The 19,823-nt window shown below is 44.8% G+C and carries 16 protein-coding genes; 11 read left to right on the plus strand and 5 right to left on the minus strand.

The features are described from left to right. Positions 1 to 55 precede the first annotated feature (55 nt). The 3 genes from HMPREF1534_RS07795 to HMPREF1534_RS07785 form a co-directional block, all read right to left on the minus strand. Positions 56 to 469: a hypothetical protein gene (locus HMPREF1534_RS07795; RefSeq protein WP_005941144.1), complete on the minus strand. Its 414-nt coding sequence runs from the start codon at positions 467 to 469 to the stop codon at positions 56 to 58. Positions 470 to 578: 109 nt separating this feature from the next. After that, a complete protein-coding gene (gene groL, locus HMPREF1534_RS07790; protein WP_005941147.1) occupies positions 579 to 2,216 on the minus strand; it encodes a chaperonin GroEL in 1,638 nt (545 codons plus the stop codon). A 40-nt stretch (positions 2,217 to 2,256) separates the two neighbouring features. Beyond that, entirely contained in the window at positions 2,257 to 2,529 is a 273-nt protein-coding gene (locus HMPREF1534_RS07785; protein ID WP_005941150.1) for a co-chaperone GroES, read from the minus strand. 257 nt (positions 2,530 to 2,786) lie between these two features. Here HMPREF1534_RS07785 and HMPREF1534_RS07780 point away from each other — a divergent pair, with 257 nt between their 5' ends. Genes HMPREF1534_RS07780 through HMPREF1534_RS07760 form a run of 5 tightly spaced genes read left to right on the plus strand, consistent with a single transcriptional unit; the run spans position 2,787 to position 10,511 of the window. Beyond that, positions 2,787 to 4,265, plus strand: coding sequence for a 4Fe-4S dicluster domain-containing protein (locus HMPREF1534_RS07780; RefSeq protein ID WP_005941153.1), 1,479 nt, complete (start codon positions 2,787 to 2,789; stop codon positions 4,263 to 4,265). Continuing rightward, a complete protein-coding gene (gene hydE / locus HMPREF1534_RS07775; protein WP_005941157.1) occupies positions 4,249 to 5,310 on the plus strand; it encodes a [FeFe] hydrogenase H-cluster radical SAM maturase HydE in 1,062 nt (353 codons plus the stop codon). The genes HMPREF1534_RS07780 and hydE overlap by 17 nt, the downstream gene beginning before the upstream one ends. 16 nt (positions 5,311 to 5,326) lie before the next feature. Continuing rightward, positions 5,327 to 6,745 carry a [FeFe] hydrogenase H-cluster radical SAM maturase HydG gene (hydG, locus tag HMPREF1534_RS07770; RefSeq protein ID WP_005941160.1) on the plus strand — a complete coding sequence of 473 codons (1,419 nt, stop codon included), beginning with the start codon at positions 5,327 to 5,329 and terminating at the stop codon, positions 6,743 to 6,745. Between the two features lie 9 nt (positions 6,746 to 6,754). Next, positions 6,755 to 7,945, plus strand: a complete 1,191-nt coding sequence (gene hydF, locus HMPREF1534_RS07765; RefSeq protein WP_018452050.1) for a [FeFe] hydrogenase H-cluster maturation GTPase HydF — start codon at positions 6,755 to 6,757, stop codon at positions 7,943 to 7,945. A gap of 22 nt (positions 7,946 to 7,967) precedes the next feature. Then, a complete protein-coding gene (locus HMPREF1534_RS07760; protein WP_005941165.1) occupies positions 7,968 to 10,511 on the plus strand; it encodes a S9 family peptidase in 2,544 nt (847 codons plus the stop codon). Positions 10,512 to 10,578: 67 nt separating this feature from the next. Here the strand turns inward: HMPREF1534_RS07760 and hisS are convergent, their stop codons facing one another. Further along, positions 10,579 to 11,943 (minus strand): histidine--tRNA ligase, encoded by a 1,365-nt coding sequence (hisS, locus tag HMPREF1534_RS07755; RefSeq protein WP_005941168.1) that lies wholly within the window; start codon positions 11,941 to 11,943, stop codon positions 10,579 to 10,581. 301 nt (positions 11,944 to 12,244) lie between these two features. Here hisS and HMPREF1534_RS07750 point away from each other — a divergent pair, with 301 nt between their 5' ends. Together HMPREF1534_RS07750 and HMPREF1534_RS07745 are read left to right on the plus strand one after the other, a co-directional pair. Continuing rightward, positions 12,245 to 13,465, plus strand: a complete 1,221-nt coding sequence (locus tag HMPREF1534_RS07750; protein ID WP_005941171.1) for a site-specific integrase — start codon at positions 12,245 to 12,247, stop codon at positions 13,463 to 13,465. Between the two features lie 12 nt (positions 13,466 to 13,477). Further along, positions 13,478 to 13,846 carry a hypothetical protein gene (locus tag HMPREF1534_RS07745; RefSeq protein WP_005941175.1) on the plus strand — a complete coding sequence of 123 codons (369 nt, stop codon included), beginning with the start codon at positions 13,478 to 13,480 and terminating at the stop codon, positions 13,844 to 13,846. Positions 13,847 to 13,901: 55 nt separating this feature from the next. On the opposite strand, the gene HMPREF1534_RS07740 is transcribed toward HMPREF1534_RS07745, so the two are convergent. Continuing rightward, a complete protein-coding gene (locus HMPREF1534_RS07740) occupies positions 13,902 to 14,756 on the minus strand; it encodes a hypothetical protein (protein ID WP_005941177.1) in 855 nt (284 codons plus the stop codon). 218 nt (positions 14,757 to 14,974) lie between these two features. On the opposite strand from HMPREF1534_RS07740, the gene HMPREF1534_RS07735 reads away from it, so the two are divergent. The 4 genes from HMPREF1534_RS07735 (at position 14,975) to HMPREF1534_RS07720 (ending at position 19,822) form a co-directional block, all read left to right on the plus strand. Beyond that, positions 14,975 to 16,216, plus strand: a complete 1,242-nt coding sequence (locus tag HMPREF1534_RS07735; protein ID WP_005941180.1) for a primase-helicase family protein — start codon at positions 14,975 to 14,977, stop codon at positions 16,214 to 16,216. A gap of 251 nt (positions 16,217 to 16,467) precedes the next feature. Beyond that, positions 16,468 to 17,439, plus strand: a complete 972-nt coding sequence (locus tag HMPREF1534_RS07730; protein WP_005941183.1) for a toprim domain-containing protein — start codon at positions 16,468 to 16,470, stop codon at positions 17,437 to 17,439. 266 nt (positions 17,440 to 17,705) lie between these two features. After that, positions 17,706 to 19,013, plus strand: coding sequence for a MobV family relaxase (mobV, locus tag HMPREF1534_RS07725; protein WP_005941186.1), 1,308 nt, complete (start codon positions 17,706 to 17,708; stop codon positions 19,011 to 19,013). Positions 19,014 to 19,324: 311 nt separating this feature from the next. Continuing rightward, on the plus strand, positions 19,325 to 19,822 hold the full coding sequence (locus HMPREF1534_RS07720; RefSeq protein WP_005941195.1) for a hypothetical protein: 498 nt from the start codon (positions 19,325 to 19,327) through the stop codon (positions 19,820 to 19,822). Position 19,823: the final 1 nt, after the last annotated feature.

Below are 19,823 nucleotides of genomic sequence, written 5' to 3' on the forward strand. Positions count from 1 at the left end.
CTTTTTAATTGTATCTTTTTTCCAAAAAAACAAGGGGCATCGTTTGCGAAAGTTGTTATGATGGCATCCGAACAGACAAACCACGCAACATCATCCACATCGACATCACCAGTGAACCTCCCACGATAATTACTCCTCCTAATAACAATTGTATTGCATTGGGTTCTGTAATACTTGAAAATTCACGAAGTTCTGAAAAGAGAGAGAGTGAGAAGAAAAGAGAACACATCAGAAAAAGAATCCCCATAAAAACACTTATTGCCCCATTCCTTCGAATTAATTGTTTAACTAAAATTCCTGTAACCGATAAAAGGAATACGCCCAACACGATTCCTACGGTGTGCCACGCACCGAACAACATAGTGCTCATGAGCCCGCCCCAGCCTAACAACAAAATAGCCAGGAACCACACATCCGGCAAGTAACTGAAAAGCTTCTTCTTATCCCGGTGAGTCAATAGTGTATTCATAATATTAAAATATTGATTTTCGCAAAGATAGAGATTATTTCCAAATAAAAAAACTCCTCACTGACTTTTTATCGCCAGTAAGGAGTTTCAATCATTTATGGGGCAAAGATTACATCATGCCGCCCATGCCACCCATTCCGGGAGCACCCATCGGCATTTCAGGTTTATCTTCTTTCTTTTCTACTATTACACATTCTGTAGTAAGGAACATACCCGCAATAGAAGCAGCATTTTCCAAAGCTACACGAGTTACCTTAGCAGGATCTACCACACCGGCAGCATGCAAGTTTTCGTAAACGTCAGTACGGGCATTGTAACCGAAGTCACCTTTACCTTCGCGTACTTTCTGTACTACTACTGCACCTTCCTTACCTGCATTGGCAACAATCTGACGAAGCGGTTCCTCGATGGCACGCTTGATGATTTCGATGCCGGTTGTTTCGTCTTCATTATCACCTTTCAGACCTTCCAAAGATTCAGAAGCACGGATGTAAGCTACACCACCGCCCGGAACGATACCTTCTTCGATAGCTGCACGAGTAGCACACAATGCATCATCCACACGGTCTTTCTTTTCCTTCATTTCAACTTCAGAAGCGGCACCTACATAAAGAACAGCTACACCACCTGACAACTTAGCCAAACGTTCCTGCAACTTTTCCTTATCATAATCTGAAGTAGTATTCTTTATTTCAGCTTTAATCTGATTGATACGTTCCTGAATGTTTTCTTTTGCGCCGGCACCGTTTACGATAGTCGTATTATCTTTAGAAACAGTTACCTTATCGCAAGTACCCAACATTTCAAGAGTAGCTTGTTCCAACTTCAAACCTTTTTCCTCGCTGATAACGATACCACCTGTCAATACGGCAATATCTTCCAACATCGCCTTACGACGGTCGCCGAAGCCCGGAGCTTTCACAGCACAAATCTTCAACTGAGAACGCAGACGGTTTACAACCAACGTAGTCAATGCTTCGCTGTCTACATCTTCTGCGATAACCAACAAAGGACGTCCGCTCTGTACAGCCGGTTCCAGGATAGGCAAGAAATCCTTCAAATTAGAAATCTTCTTATCATAAATCAGGATGTACGGATGTTCCATCACACATTCCATCTTTTCTGTATCGGTTACAAAGTAAGCAGACAAGTAACCACGGTCGAACTGCATACCTTCTACCACACCGATGGTAGTATCCGTTCCTTTGGCTTCTTCGATAGTAATCACACCATCTTTAGAAACTTTACGCATAGCGTCTGCAATCAACTTACCGATAGTAGGATCGTTGTTGGCAGAAACAGCAGCCACCTGTTCAATCTTGTCATAATTGTCACCTACCATTTCGGCCTGAGACTTGATAGATTCAACCACTTTGGCAACAGCTTTATCGATACCACGTTTCAAATCCATCGGATTTGCTCCGGCAGTAACATTCTTCAAACCAACACCCACAATTGACTGAGCCAATACAGTAGCAGTAGTAGTACCGTCACCTGCATCGTCACCTGTCTTTGAAGCAACAGATTTCACCAACTGTGCACCCGTATTCTGAAATGCATCAGCCAATTCCACTTCTTTAGCTACAGTCACGCCATCCTTAGTGATATGAGGAGCACCGAATTTCTTTTCGATAATTACATTACGACCTTTCGGACCCAGGGTTACTTTCACTGCGTTAGCCAATTCGTCTACACCCTTCTTCAATTCGTCACGGGCATCAATGTTGAATTTAATATCTTTAGCCATAATTCTATTTACAATTTAATGATTTACAATGTACTATTAATTATCCCAAAACAGCGAGGACATCGCTTTGGCGCATGATAAGGTATTTTTTACCGTCATGTTCCAATTCAGTACCCGAGTATTTACCATACAATACCTGGTCGCCTACATGCAACACCATTTCTTCGTCTTTTGTTCCGTTACCTACTGCGACAACTTCACCTTGCAATGGCTTTTCTTTTGCTGTATCAGGAATGATGATACCACCGATTGTTTTTTCTTCTGCCGGAGCAGGAAGAATCAGTACTCTGTCTGCTAATGGTTTAATGTTCATAGTTCTTTAATATTTTATTTGTTATACATTATATCAAGTTATCAATGTCTTTTTAAAGACGACACATAATCTTCAGCTAAAAGCATGCCAAAGCCAAAACTCGATGAATTGGCAGATATAAACTGTCAATTTGACACTATGACAAACATTCATTTCTGCCAAATGCCTTTTTTATTCATTTTCTTTAACGATTATAGGGATGAAACGCAAACATATCACTATCTTTGCAAACCCTAATAACTAACCTTTTGAACTATATGGCTTTTACGAACAACATTATGATTGTCCGCCACAAGTTGCTGACCGAACTTGTGAAACTGTGGAAAAATGGAGAACTGACAACAGACAAAATAGACCGTCTGCCTTTGGAATTGAGTCCTCGACGTTCAAAACATGCCGGACGTTGCTGCGTACATAAAGAACGCGCTGTGTGGAAGTATAAATCACTCCCTTTGCTGGGGTTGGATATGGACGATGAAACAGATGAACTTACTTCATTATCCGAATATGCCGCCAGAGCCCTCGACCGTGCAGAAAATGGAATGCCCAAGGACAATATAATGTGTGTAATAGACGAAGCCTGCTCCGCTTGCGTACAGATTAACTACGAAATTACCGACTTGTGTCGCGGATGTACCGCCCGCAGCTGCCAGTACAACTGCCCCAAAGGAGCTGTTCATGTACATGCAGACACCGGCAAAGCATGGATTGACCACGACACCTGTATCAGTTGTGGCATCTGCCACAAAAGTTGTCCTTATCATGCCATCGTCTATATCCCGGTTCCCTGCGAGGAATCCTGTCCTGTCAAGGCTATCAGCAAAGACGAGCATGGCATAGAACACATTGACGAGGACAAGTGCATCTACTGCGGAAAGTGTATGAACGCCTGTCCCTTTGGAGCTATCTTCGAAATATCACAGACTTTCGATGTGTTACAGAGAATCCGTAAAGGAGAAAAAGTAGTGGCTATTGTGGCCCCTTCTATTTTAGGACAGTTCAGTACCACTATCGAACAAGTATACGGAGCATTCAAGCAAATCGGTTTCACCGATGTGATTGAAGTCGCACAAGGTGCAATGGAAACAGTGGAAAATGAAGCACATGAGCTGATTGAAAAACTGGAGGAAGGCCAGAAGTTTATGACTACTTCCTGCTGTCCTTCTTATATTGAGTTGGTGAACAAGTATATTCCCGACATGAAAAAATATGTTTCTACTACCGGTTCTCCAATGTACTATGCCGCACGTATTGCCAAGAAAAAACATCCCGATGCAAAAATTGTATTTGTGGGACCGTGTGTGGCCAAGCGTAAAGAAGCACAACGTGATGAAGCTGTGGATTTTGTAATGACATTTGAGGAGATTTCTTCTATTTTCGATGCGATGGAAGTCAATTTGGAAATAGTACAACCTTATGCCATGGAATTCTCTTCTGTGCGCGAAGCACATGGATTTGCTCAGGCAGGCGGCGTTATGGGTGCCGTGAAAGCATTCCTCAAGATGGAAGCAGACAAGATAAATGCCGTTCAGGTTTCAGACTTGAACAAAAAGAATATTGCAGCATTACGTGCATACGCCAAAACGGGGAAAGCTCCGGGACAATTTATCGAAGTAATGGCTTGCGAAGGAGGCTGCATCACCGGCCCCAGCACGCATAGCGGAAGCAAGTCAGGCAAGTGGCAGTTATCCCAAGAATTGACCAAACAAACCAAAACGTATGAAAATATGGAATGAAATACTCTTGATAGACAAACTGAGGAAGGAACATAAACTGACTGCGGAAGAATATAAAATTCTGCTCGAATGTCAGGATAGTAACTGCTTATCTTATCTACAAAAGCAAGCTCAAGAGGAAGCCCTTTCCCGGTTCGGTAATAGAGTTTTCATCCGCGGCCTCATAGAAGTCACTAACCGATGCCGCAATAATTGCTATTATTGCGGCATTCGGAAAGGCAATCCGTCGGTCAGTCGCTACGGACTGACACGGGAAACAATCTTAGCATGTTGCCGTGAAGGATATGAAGCCGGTTTTCGTACATTTGTCATGCAGGGAGGAGAAGATCCCGCCATGACAGACGAGTGGACAGAACAAACGGTAGCATCCATACATCGGCTTTTTCCTGATTGTGCCATCACCTTGTCATTGGGCGAGAAGACACGGGAGACTTATGAGCGCTTTTTCCATGCCGGCGCAAATCGATACTTACTTCGCCACGAGACATATAATAAGGAGCATTACCGGCTGCTTCATCCCGACAGAATGTCACCCGAATATCGGTTGCAATGCCTGCAATGGTTGAAAGAAATCGGCTATCAGACAGGCACAGGAATCATGGTAGGCACTCCCGGACAAACTATCGGACATTTGGTGGAGGACTTATTGTTTATTGAGCGTTTCCAACCGGAAATGATTGGCATCGGTCCCTTCATTCCCCATCACGATACTCCCTTTGCCGGCAAAGCGGCCGGAAGCATGGAAATGACACTCAAATTGCTTTCTATCTTCAGGCTGATGCATCCTTACGCCCTTATCCCTTCCACAACTGCGCTGGCAACTCTTGCCAGCGATGGCCGCGAACGAGGAATATTGGCAGGTGCCAATGTCGTGATGCCCAACCTGTCACCCCCGGAACAACGTACCAAATACACCTTATATGATAATAAAGCCGCCTTTGGTGCCGAAGCAGCAGAAGGATTAAAAAAACTGTCTGAACGGTTAAATGCTATCGGATACCGGATTTCGACAGAAAGAGGAGATTATAATGGAAACAGAACATAAAAACAATTAGAATATAATGTATAAAGCAGATTCAAAAATAGCGGAAGAGTTCATCAATCATCAGGAAATTCTGGATACAATGAGTTATGCAGAAACCCATAAGAGCAACCGTGCGCTGATTGAGTCATTGATAGACAAAGCCGCTCGATGCAAAGGCCTGACCCATCGGGAAGCAGCCCTCTTGTTGGAATGTGACCAACCGGACTTGATAGAACGGATTTTCCGTCTGGCGGAAGAAATCAAACATAAATTTTATGGCAACCGCATTGTCATGTTCGCTCCGCTATATCTTTCCAATTATTGTGTCAATGGTTGCGTATATTGTCCTTATCACCTGAAGAACAAGACAATAGCCCGCAAGAAGTTGACACAAGAGGAGATTAGGAAAGAAGTTATCGCCCTGCAGGACATGGGACACAAGCGTCTGGCACTCGAAGCCGGCGAAGACCCGTTGCACAATCCCATCGAATATATCCTGGAATCCATCGATACCATTTATAGCATCAAACATAAGAATGGAGCCATTCGCCGAGTGAATGTCAACATTGCCGCAACCACAGTAGAGAACTACCGCCGGTTAAAGGATGCCGGCATCGGTACCTATATCCTGTTTCAGGAAACTTATCACAAAGAAAACTACGAAGCCTTGCACCCCACCGGACCTAAAAGCAAATATGCTTACCACACCGAAGCTATGGACCGCGCCATGGAAGCCGGCATAGACGATGTGGGCCTGGGAGTGTTGTTCGGCCTCAACACTTATAAATACGACTTTATCGGACTGCTGATGCATGCGGAACATCTGGAAGCCACCTTCGGAGTAGGTCCGCACACCATCAGCGTGCCACGCATCTGTCCGGCTGACGATATTTCCACAAACGACTTCCCCAATGCTGTTTCCGATGATATATTCTGCCGCATTGTAGCCATCATCCGCATTGCCGTACCTTATACGGGAATGATTATTTCCACACGCGAATCGGTTGCCACGCGCAGCAAAGTGCTGCATTTGGGCATTTCACAAATCAGTGGCGGATCACGCACCAGTGTAGGCGGTTACGCCACGCCTGAACCGAAGGAAGAAAATTCCGCCCAATTCGACATCAGTGATACACGGACATTGGATGAAGTGGTCAACTGGCTGCTCGACATGGGGCACATTCCCAGCTTCTGCACCGCCTGCTACCGGGCAGGCAGAACGGGCGACCGCTTCATGTCATTAGTCAAATCGGGACAAATAGCGAATTGCTGTGCCCCCAACGCTCTCATGACTTTAAAAGAATATTTGGAAGATTATGCATCCGCCGACACGCGCGCCAAAGGAGAAGTGCTCATTCAAAAAGAATTGAAACATATCCCCAATCCCAAAATAAAGGAGATAGCCGCGCGTAATCTGAAAGAGATAATAGAAGGAAAACGTGACTTTAGATTTTAAGCATAACTCATGGATATGAATAGTACTCCTAATGCCAATCGCCTGCATATCGCCATTTTCGGCCGTTGCAACAGTGGTAAATCATCACTTATCAACACCCTGACGGGGCAGGACACAGCCCTTGTTTCCGCTGTTCCGGGCACCACTACCGACCTTGTGAATAAAGCCATGGAAATACACGGCATCGGCCCTTGCGTTTTTATAGATACGCCGGGATTTGACGACGAAGGCGAATTGGGAGAAATGCGCATTGCCCGCACCCTTCAAGCCATCGAACGCACAGACATCGCGTTATTGCTTTGCGAAGACGGAGATTTGGAAGAAGAGCAGCAATGGATACAGCAACTGAACTCCCGACATATTCCGGTCATCCTTATTCTTAACAAGTCAGACCGGCGCGAATGTGCTGCCGATGTCGCTGCCCGAATCGAAAAGGTCTGCGGAAAAACGCCTATCACAGTCAGTGCCAAAGAGCATACAGGCATAGAAGCAGTGTATCAAGCCATCCTCCGAAAACTGCCGACCGATTTCGGCCAACAAACCATTACCGGCAACTTAGTACAAGAAGGAGACTTGGTATTGCTGGTTATGCCACAGGACATACAGGCACCCAAAGGACGTCTTATTCTGCCTCAGGTGCAAACCATGCGCGAACTGCTCGATAAGAAATGTCTTGTCATGAGCTGCACGACCGATCAACTGGCAAATACATTGGAAGCGCTTTCACGCGCTCCCCAACTGATAATCACAGACTCACAAGTGTTCCACGAAGTATATCGCCTGAAACCCGAATCCAGTCTGCTCACCTCCTTTTCTGTATTGATGGCAGGATACAAAGGAGATATACATTATTATATAGAAAGCGCAGCAGCCATCGGCAGCCTTACCCCGCAATCGAGGATACTGATAGCCGAAGCCTGCACACATGCCCCTCTTTCGGAAGACATCGGCAGAGTAAAGCTCCCGCGCCTGCTCAGAAAGAAAGTCGGTGAAAGCTTGCACATAGATATAGTATCAGGCACAGATTTCCCCACCGACCTCAGTTCTTATGAACTGATTATTCATTGCGGGGGTTGTATGTTCAACCGTAAATATGTATTAAGCCGCATCGACCGGGCACGCTGCCAACACATACCGATGACCAACTACGGAGTAGCTATCGCCTGCCTCAACGGAATCTTGGACAAAATAGTATATTAACCATTTAATCAAAAATAAAAGCATGAAAAAACGAACAACAATGCTTGCCTTGTTATTGGCAACCGGAGCCGGTACCTGCCTGCAAGCCCAAGAGAAATTAACCCAATTCAAGGTGCGCGATGCCATTACAGTACGCACCCCGATTATGAATGACAGCATCAACCCGAAAGGTGAGAAATACGCCGACAAGGATTTGCTTAAGACACCGGTCGTACTCGACCTTGCCGATGCTCCTTTCCAGGTGCTGAGCACCGATACTGCCGGAGTTCTCTCATTCCCTAAAGCAGAGAAAGACCATAGTATCTACTTATTGGAGACCTCCTTGCGTGCCGAACGCTTCATGACCGGGAAATTGAAAGTCACTTCACCCGCCCGTTGGGAGATTTTTATCAACGGAGAATCAAAAATGTCAAAAGAAAATGCTGAAGACAGCATATCCGGTGCCTCAACCCGCGAAGTCAACCTTCGTCTGGAACCCGAAGCCGATTATGAAATCACCATCAAGTTGCTTTCCGGTTCAAAGGATAAAGCAGTGCCTACCTTGAAATGCGAACTCATCAAGGATGATAAGTTTAAAGATATCACTTGTTTTGTATCTCCCGAACAAAAGAAACGCTTTGCCCTCCCCAACACCGTTTACGGCAACCGTGTCATTGGCGTATCCATTTCACCCGACGGCAAATATCTGCTTACACGCTATTGGAATAACCACTCTTTGAAACGTTCTTATACTTACACCACGCTGTCTGAGCTGAAAACAGGCAAAGTACTGTTGTCCAATGCCAAAGAAGGCATGCGCTGGATGCCTAAAAGCAATAAACTGTATTATACCGTACAGGCTGCCAAGGGCAACGATGTAATCACCCTTGATCCGCTGACCCTAAAAGAAGAAACCATCCTGAAAGGTATTCCCGAAGAAAGTTTCACCTGGTCGCCTAACGAAGATTATCTGATTTATCATCCTTCGGAAGAAGGAGTGAAAGAGGAAGGTCCGCTGAAACGCATCGTGAGCCCGGCTGACCGTATTCCCGGTTCACGCCGCCGCAGCTTCCTGGCTAAATATAATCCGGCAACGGGCATATCTGAACGTCTCACTTTCGGTAACCACAGCACTTACCTGAATGATATTTCCCCCGATGGCAAGTATATCCTTTATAGCACCTCAAAAGAGAACATCACAGAACGTCCTTTCTCATTAAGTTCTCTCTATCAGGTCAATCTGGAAACATTGGCTGTCGATACACTCTTTATCGACGACCGTTTTATGGGAAGCGCCAGTTATTCACCGGATGGTAAACAATTGCTGTTGACCGGAAGCCCCGAAGCATTCGGAGGCATAGGCAAGAATTGCGGCAACCACCCCATCGCCAATGACTTCGATTCACAGGCCTATATCATGGACTTGGCCACACGTCATATTGAACCAATCACAAAGGACTTTGCCCCGACTGTCTATCCTCTTCAATGGAACAAAGGCGACGGCTGCATCTACTTCAATACCAACGATGAAGATTGCAGAAACATCTACCGTTACTCTCCCCAAACAAAAAAGTTTGAGAAGTTAAATCTGGAAACAGATGTCACCAGCGCCTTTGCACTTTCAGAAAACAACCCTTCAATCGCTGCCTATATCGGACAGAGCAATCACAATGCAGGAGTCGCTTATCTTTACGATATGAAAAAGAAGACTTCACGTCTGCTTGCCGACCCCATGAAACCGATATTGGACGAGATTGAATTGGGCAAAACAGAACCTTGGAACTTCACTGCCTCAGACGGAACTACCATTCAGGGTATGATGTGTCTGCCTCCTAATTTCGACCCCAATAAGAAATATCCGCTTATCGTATATTATTATGGTGGAACGACTCCCACCGAACGTGGCATCAGCAATCCCTATTGTGCACAACTGTTTGCTTCACGAGACTATGTAGTATATGTCATCAATCCGAGCGGAACTATCGGTTATGGACAAGAGTTCTCGGCACGCCACGTCAACGCATGGGGTAAACGCACAGCCGACGATATCATCGAAGGCACCAAGCAATTCTGCAAAGAACATCCATTTGTCAATGATAAAAAAATAGGCTGTCTGGGTGCATCCTACGGAGGATTCATGACCCAATACCTGCAAACACAAACCGACATCTTCGCAGCCGCGGTTTCGCATGCCGGCATCAGCAATGTGACAAGCTATTGGGGAGAAGGCTATTGGGGGTATTCATATAATGCAATAGCAGCTGCCGACAGTTATCCTTGGAAAAACCCGGAACTGTTTACCAAGCAAGGTTCACTATTCAATGCCGACAAAATCAATACTCCCTTGTTATTGTTGCACGGAACGGCAGATACCAATGTACCTATCGGAGAAAGCATCCAACTGTTCAATGCACTGAAGATTTTGGGCAAGACTGTCGAATTTGTAACCGTAGATGGTGAGAACCACTTCATTGCCGATTATCCGAAACGAATATTATGGCATAACTCCATCATGGCATGGTTTGCACGTTGGCTGCAAGACAGCCCTGAATGGTGGAACGATTTATATCCCGAACGCCATCTATAAAAAACATCACCGTAGCAGCCCATGATAAAGCTGCTACGGTGACAAACAAAATATAGAATTCCTCTTATTATCCTCTTACTGTTTTCAATAATTCATCGGAAGTCAGCAATGACTGTTCTCCTGTAGTCATATTCTTCAGGGTTAGTTTACCTTCAGCCATCTCATTTTCACCAACAATAGCAACAAAAGGGATCTGTTTGTCATTTGCATACCCCATCTGCTTCTTCATCTTGGCTGAATCAGGATAAATCTCGGCACGTACACCTGCATCACGCATTTTGGCCAAAACAGGCAAACAGTAGGCAGTTTCCTTCTCTCCGAAGTTCACAAACAACAGCTCCGTACCATTCACAGCCTCTTTCGGATACAAATCCAATTGATTCAGTACATCAAAAATACGGTCTGCTCCGAATGAAATACCGACTCCTGACATTCCATCCATTCCAAACACGCCTGTCAAGTTGTCATAACGTCCTCCACCGCTGATGCTGCCAATCTGTACATCCAGTGCCTTCACCTCGAAGATAGCACCGGTATAGTAATTTAATCCGCGAGCCAACGTCAAGTCCAGTTCTACTTCACTCTTCACTCCAAGAGAAGCAACAGTCTTCAGGATAAACTCACTTTCTTCCACCCCTTTCATACCGGTCTCGCTGGTAGCCAGAACCGTTTTCAGTGTTTCCAGTTTTTCCTCATTTGAACCGCTCAATAAGATAATAGGCTGAAGTTTATCAATCGCCTCCTGTGGGATACCTTTCGAAGCCAACTCTGCATTCACATTATCCAAACCTATCTTATCCAGCTTATCGATAGCAACGGTAATATCTACTATCTTATCAGCCTCACCGATTATTTCGGCAATACCCGTTAATATCTTACGATTATTAATCTTAACGGAAATACGCACGCCAAACTTGTTGAACACACGATCAATCATTTGTACAAGTTCTACTTCGTTCAGCAGCGAATTGCTACCCACCACATCGGCATCACACTGATAGAACTCACGATAACGTCCCTTTTGAGGACGGTCTGCACGCCATACCGGTTGAATTTGATAACGTTTGAAAGGAAAACTTATCTCATCACGATGCATCACCACATAGCGGGCAAACGGTACAGTGAGATCATAGCGCAGTCCTTTCTCACAAAATTTACCGGCCAATTTCACAGCATTGCGGCTCAACAACTCCTCATCGGTAATTCCCGAAAAGTAATCGCCTGAGTTCTGTATCTTAAACAATAGTTTATCCCCTTCATCTCCATATTTTCCCATCAAAGTAGACAGATTCTCCATAGAAGGAGTTTCAATCTGCTGATAGCCGAAAAGATGGAACACTTCACGGATCGTATTAAATATATAATTACGTTTCGCCATTTCTACGGGCGAAAAATCTCTGGTTCCTTTTGGAATACCCGGTTTTGCTGCCATAATGATTCTCTGATTTGATTTTGAAGCACAAAATTACACAAAATCTCTGGAATAACCTCGAAAAACGGGAAAAATGACGCTAAATGACTTAATGTCAGAGTAGTTACGGTGTCAAATGATGACAAGCCGAAAAATCGGAAAACGCAAAGAAAAGCGGATTTAAGAAGAAGAATGGTTTGCAAATCATTACCCGTGAAAGAGTAAGATTTAACATATGAGAGATGCTATTGCACCGTTTGTCACCGATTTGCGTATCAAGGTCTAACTCGTTGATATTTAACTTTGCAAACAAAAAACGAGTATGGCAAGAAGTACATTCAAAGTGCTGTTCTACGTGAACGGCAGCAAGGAGAAAGACGGTATTGTCCCCATCATGGGACGAGTGACAATCAACGGTACTGTGGCGCAGTTCAGTTGCAAGCAGACCATCCCGAAAACCCTTTGGGATGTGAAAGGCAACCGAGCCAAAGGCAAGAGTGCCGAAGCACGGAACATCAATCTGGCATTGGATAACATCAAGGCGCAAATCATCAAGCACTATCAGCGCATATCCGACCGAGAGGCATACGTAACGGCTGAAATGGTGCGCAATGCCTACCAAGGGGTAGGAAGCGAGTATGAGACACTGATAAAGGCTTTTGACAAGGATTGCGCCAACTTCCTGAAACGTGTCGGCAAAGACCGCAGCATCGGCACATACAAGGTAATGGTGAGGGCAAGGAACTATGTCGCAGCCTTTATCAAGTCATTCTACAGACGGACGGATATGTCCATGCTGGAACTTACGCCCGACTTCATCAAGGAGTTTGCGGCTTATCTTACGGCTGAACGGGGACTGAAAAACGCCACCATCTGGCTGAACTGCATGTGGCTGAAAGGCGTGGTCATGCGTGCGCACTATAACGGACTGATACCGAGAAATCCGTTTGCGCAGTTCCATATCAGCCCGAATGTTAAGGAACGGGAGTATCTGACAGAGGACGAAATCAAAAGAATCATGGCGCACGAGTTTGACAACCCCACCCTCGCATTGGTGCGGGATCTGTTCATTTTCGCCTGCTTCACCGCCTTGTCTTTCGTGGATATGAAAGAACTCACAACGGACGAAATAGTGGAGGTGAACGGTGAGAAATGGATATTGTCGAAACGGCATAAGACAAATGTCCCGTTCCAAGTGAAGCTGCTGGATATTCCCTTGCAGATAATCGAACGGTACAAGTATCTGTCGGAAGACAGGCTGGTTTTCGGAAAAATCAACTATTGGACGATGTGCAAACAGCTGAAAAAGGTAATGACGGAATGCGGAATAGAGAAGCAAATCTCCTACCATTGCGCACGTCATACGTTTGGAACACTGGCTCTTAGCAAGGGAATGCCCATTGAAAGCGTGAGCCGTGTGCTGGGACACACGAACATTGTCACGACTCAAATCTATGCGAAGATAACCACACAGAAACTTGACAATGACCTGACGATGTTCGGCAACAAGCTGAACGCATCGTTCGGAAGTGTAACCCCATAATCAAGCATAGCCATGAAACGAAGCATCATCACAACAGATGGTAACGGCAACATCATCATGCCGACCGACATAGGCGCAACCGCCATGAGCGAATGGGAACTTTGCGCCCTGTTCGGAGTAACCGCCCCGACATTCCGTGCAGGGCTGAAGGCTCTTTGCAAGAGCGGAGTTTTAAGGGAATACGAGATAAGGCGAAGCATACGGGTATCCGATAATTGCAGTATGGAGGTTTACAACCTTGAAGCGATAGTTGCCCTTGCTTTCTATATCAGCACATTCGGAGCGGAACGGGTACGCAATGCCGTTCTTGAAAGACTGTACCTGCGAAAAGAGAAAGTATGCTATCTCCTTTCGCTTGTCAATTCTTCAAATGATATGTAGTAGATTGTAGATTAGATAAATAGTAGGAACGCAATGAACACCTGCTATTTATCTTTTATCGTTTTTGCTCCTCTATAAATACATCTATTTCTCCTAAATAACCAATTTCTTTAGGAAGTACGAACATATTGTTCGGATTTACATATTTTCGAAAATGGTCTTCAATATCGGAAATTTCCAAATCTTCAATGCTTGTATTAGTATTAAATCCCACAGGTTGAATATGACACAATTTCCAATTAGGCAAAGCATAACTACCTAATGGTTTGGTGTACTTGGCATTTGCCTTAATTTCCTTTGTTGCCATAAACACCATTGGTAACTCTTTTTGGCTCAACAGCTCTTTGATTTGCGATAAGGTGAACACTATCCCTTTTAGAACATTATTATACACCCAAATAGCTACGGTATTATCTGAAACGATAATCTCTCTTCCACAGGGATGCACAAAGGATTGACCTCGTTTATTTGTTTCTTTGCGAATAATCAATGGCATATCTTTGTCTGCAATCCATTTCTCTATCAGATTATTCCAATTTTCAAGTACTTCAACATCTATCTGAGGGTTATTAGGAGAATTACGCCACAATGTACCTATCTCCTTAATTTTCATTCGGATTTCTTTCCCTACCAAATCTTTTGTGGGCATACATCTTTCTGACTGCCTATATGGTGTAGGTTGTCCCGATATTAAAAATTGCATAGCTCGTTTGGGAGGATATTTACAACTATACAATCTGCCCTCTTGATAGCTCTTGGTTTCAATAACATTTGAAAAGACACGATAGAAATCAGCTTTTGTAAACTTGAATGTTTCATCTGGAATATGCACAATAAATGAATCATTATCATTCAAAGGCTCAATCAAATCAGCCTTGAAACATAATCTACTACTTGTGTATTCTACCATATACTAACTATTCAAACTAATTATACCGCAAAGGTACTCGAAATAAACCAAATGAGAGAATTTCTTTCGTTTATAATTGTCTTGAGTTTATAGCACACATCAAATTCATCTTCCCATAGTACTTTATTCACTATTCTGCTATGATTTGCGTAGCAACTTATCCGTCAATTACTTATATTTTTGTAGCTGACATTTTTTGAACCTAAAAGTATTTGAAAATGGAAGCTAACAAAGTAACATTAAGCCATAAGCTACCATCGGATGGCGGCATGGCAAAGGAAGAATTTATCCGTGTCGGGACAACGCTCTACAAGATTGTGGAGCAACCGAGACTGAACGGAGGGTATGTGAAGAAACGCATCGCATGGAACAACGAGACCCTGCGACAGGATTACGGCAAGGATTACATCGGCAGCGTTCCCAAGTATGACGGCTTCTGCACAGTACCCGAACACATCGGCTACCGTTCCGTGGTCGGCAAGTTCCTTAACCTCTACGAACCGATAGACCACCGACCGCAGGAGGGCGATTTATCGCATATCCAATCTTTGGTACGGCACATCTTCGGGGAACAGTACGAGTTGGGGATGGACTATCTGCAACTGCTCTACCTGCAACCAATTCAGAAGTTGCCTATCCTGCTGTTGGTGTCGGAAGAACGCAACACGGGCAAAAGCACCTTCCTGAACTTTCTGAAAGCCCTTTTTCAGAACAATGTGACTTTCAACACCAACGAGGATTTCCGCAGCCAGTTCAATTCCGACTGGGCTGGCAAGTTGCTTATCGTGGTGGATGAGGTGCTGCTCAACCGCAGGGAGGATAGCGAGCGGTTGAAGAACCTCAGCACCACACTTTCCTATAAGGTGGAAGCCAAAGGCAAAGACCGTGACGAGATTGCGTTCTTCGCCAAATTCGTGCTGTGTTCCAACAACGAGTATCTACCCGTAATCATAGACGCAGGGGAAACACGCTATTGGGTGCGCAAGATAGACCGCTTGCAGTCCGATGATACCGACTTCCTGCAAAAGCTGAAAGCGGAGATACCCGCCTTTCTTCATTTCCTGCAACACAGACAGCTATCCACCGAAAAGGAAAGCCGGATGTGGTTCAACCCCACATTGCTGCATACAGAAGCCTTGCAGAAGATTATCCGTAGCAACCGCAACCGGCTGGAGATAGAGATGTCGGAACTGCTGCTTGACATTATGGTTGCAATGGATGTAGATAGCGTTTCATTCTGCCTTAACGACCTTGTCGTACTGCTGGTACACTCGCAGGTAAAGGCGGAAAAGCACCAAGTGCGTAAGGTGGTGCAGGAGTGCTGGAAACTAACACCTGCACCAAACGGGCTTACCTACACCACCTATCAGGGCAATTACAACAGAAGTTGTCACTATGAGCCGATAAAGAGGGTGGGACGCTTCTACACCGTCACAAGGGAGCAACTCGAATCCCTGTAATACTATCATTTTTCTGTTGAATTGTTGAATATGGGTATAAATACAATGACAATAAACGATATACATTCTCAACAAAATCTCAACAAGCCAAAAGAGAAGTTGAGAGACCACCGATACCCGTTTGTGGATTTCTCTTTTGGTGAGCGGTTTGTTGAGAAGATGTTGAGAGGTTACGAGGCTGTATATAAACATATTACATCAACAGTTCATCAAATCAACAAATTTTCATCAACTTCAAAACCGTATGTAATATGACAATCCAAGATGTAAAGCAAATCAAACTGGCAGACTATCTGCAAAGTCTGGGCTATACGCCTGTAAAGCAACAAGGCAGGAATCTGTGGTACAAATCACCGTTACGGGAAGAAACGGACGCATCGTTCAAGGTAAACACCGAGCTTGAAAAATGGTACGACTTCGGCATCGGCAAAGGCGGTAATATCATTGCATTGGCAGCGGAACTCTACCATTCGGAAGATGTAGCCTATCTGCTGAAACGCATAGAGGAGCGGACAGCATACATCCGCCCTGCATCGTTCTCTTTTGGCAGACAGCATTCCGACAATCAGCCTTATCAGGGATTAAGTGTTGGTGAGTTGTCCTCTCCTGCTCTTATAGCCTATCTGCAAGAAAGGGGAATAAACATCGGACTTGCCAAAAGAGAATGCAGGGAGCTTCGGTTTATGAATGCCGACAAACCCTATTTTGCCATCGGCTTTCCGAACATGGCAGGGGGATATGAAGTGCGCAACAGATACTTCAAGGGATGTGTCGCCCCGAAAGACATCACCCATATCCGACAGCAGGGCGGACAACGATGTATGTGTTACCTGTTCGAGGGGTTCATGGATTACCTTTCATTCCTTACCATCCGAGTAGAAAACAATCCGCAACACCCGCGATTGGACACACAGGACTATATCATATTGAACTCCGTTTCCAATCTTGCAAAAGCGGAAAGCATATTGGAGACCTACATCCAAGTCGGCTGTTTCCTTGACAACGACACGGCAGGACGGAACACCTGCAAGAAGCTGAAAGAGAAGTTTGGGGAACGGCTGCTTGACAAGTCAATGTACTATCGTGAGTATAAGGACTTGAACGACTACCTGTGCGGTAAGCCCTTGTCCCAATCGGCAGAGCCGATAAAGGAGAAGAAGCAAGTCCAATCCGCAAGGCGGATGATGCAGCCACCGAAAAAGAAAGGGGGATTTCATCTGTAATATGCACGTCCGCTCTCCCAAGGTATTTAGACAGAAATACCATAGCTCAATAGGGCGTTTTCTTCACGCATTACTCCGTAACGCTAAAAACACCCTATCGAGCCAAAGGGAAATCCCTTTGGAAACCCTGTGCAAACGAGAGCAGAAGCCAAACTCGTTTGGATTATGCCGAGTGCAGCAATGGTTCATTTGCATAATAAACCCTGTGAGCCGATGCCACAGGCAGAGAGAAGAAACATAACGATAACCGCAAAAATAGGAATAATATGGGATATTTTTCATTAGACATAAAGAAAGCAAAGGGTACATCGGACACCACGCAGTCCGACCATATAGAGAGAAAGATAATACCTAAAAACGCAGACCCGACAAGAACGCATCTGAACAGGGTGCTTGTCGAATACCCCGATGGCGTTCACGGCAGGGATGAAGCGATTGCCCACAGGCTGAACACGGCAGGCATCAGACGGAAAATCACGCACGACCAAGTCCGTGTCGTTCGGGTGGTCTTGTCGGGTACACACGAGGACATGATGAACATACAGGAAAAAGGAGAACTCGATGAATGGTGCAGCGACAGCATCCAATGGCTGCAAGCCACATTCGGCAAAGACAATGTGGTTGCCGCACATCTGCACATGGACGAGAAGACTCCGCACATACATGCAGCCGTTGTTCCCATCGTGACGGGTGAAAGGCGCAAAGCCAAGAAAGAGCAGACGGACGGTAAGCGCAAGTACCGCAAGAAAACAAATTCCGTCCGTTTGTGTGCCGATGACCTGTTCAACCGCCAGACCTTGGTCGCCTACCACGACAATTACGCAAGGGTGATGGCGAAATACGGATTGCAGCGTGGGGTACGGGGTTCGGAAGCACGGCACACCACCACCATGCAGTATTATAGGGACTTGAAAAAGAAGAATGAAGTCCTCGAAACCGAAACCAGACTGTTGCAGGAAAAGAAGACCGAAGCGCAGGAGGAATTGAGACAGGTAAAAGCAGAAATCCGTACTGACAAGCTCAAATGTGTAGCCACCGATACGGCAACCGCCCTTGCAAGCAGTGTGGGTTCTCTTTTCGGAAGTGGAAGAATGAAATCGTTGGAACGCAGGAACGAGGACTTGCAAGACCGCATCCTTGAACTTGAAGACGAAGCCCGACAACGGGAACGGCAACAAGCCGAACAGATACAGGAGATAAGAAACGCTTACGAGCAACAGCACCGCAAGCTGTCGGAGTTTACGGATTTTGTCAGACGCTACTTTCCGTATGTGGAGAAACTGATGCCTGTAATAAATTTCCTGCGTGAACGTTTGGGCTTTAATGATGGGATAATCAGAAGACTGTGCGAGTTCAAGGAGGTCGGAATAAAAGGTGAACTCTATTCTTCCGAATTTAACCGAAGTTTTGATACCCGACATTCCGTCTGCTCCATCAAACAGGATGAAAACGGTAAATTCGATTTCAAGATAGACGGGGTTTCTCACGTGAACTGGTTCAGAAAGAAGATGAATGAGTTCAGAGAAGCCATCGGAATACCGAAGCCAAGACAGAATAGAAGTATGAAACTGTAAATCAAAAAAATCCGTGATAGTAGAATGGTATATCACGGATTTTTCATACTTTTGTATTGGATTGAGGCAACTCTTTCCAAGACATACGAAAAAAAAGAAGCGTTATGCTTATCTTGTACTTGAAAACGTAGGAAATTTTCAATTAGATGCAAGGATAGCATAGTGGTTCTCACGCATATAGCGTGGGCTGCTATTGTTACATCTGCATCTATGGTTTCCTACGACCTTCAAGTAAAGAATGTGGCATACAGTTCCACGCTTCTTTAATAGGTTAAATTCCTTTGGGAACTGGAGATTAAAAAATGTAGTGTATGAGCGTAATAAAAAAATGGTTATTAGCTATTTGTGCCATTATATTAATGAATGGATGTGCACCACTTCGAATGCCTGTAATAGTAAGGAATGCTCCTATTGAAATGTATAAATACGCATACATTTCCCCAACAAAGGAATTGACATCAAGCACAGGAGGTACATATGGTGGGCAATACGGTATCTATGGTTCTTCAACCACCAAAAGTGTTAATCCAAGTGATGTAATAGCAGGAATACTAATAAAAGAAGGATATATCATATTACCCGAACTTAAACCCGAATTATCTAATGAAACTCTAATCGTCAATTATGGTGAGAGTGGCAGGCGTAATAGAGGTTTAGGTTACACAATAGAAGTAACTATACAGTTTAGCTCTGCAAAAACCAATGAAATGATATGTTCTTGTACAGCAGAAGGACAAGGCGAAACAGAAGCTGATGATATCCGTCAAGCCATTAGAAGAGCCTTAACAAGTTTATTCCCTGAGAAATAAC

It is taken from the genome of Phocaeicola massiliensis B84634 = Timone 84634 = DSM 17679 = JCM 13223 (assembly GCF_000382445.1).
In the GTDB taxonomy this organism is placed as follows: domain Bacteria; phylum Bacteroidota; class Bacteroidia; order Bacteroidales; family Bacteroidaceae; genus Phocaeicola; species Phocaeicola massiliensis.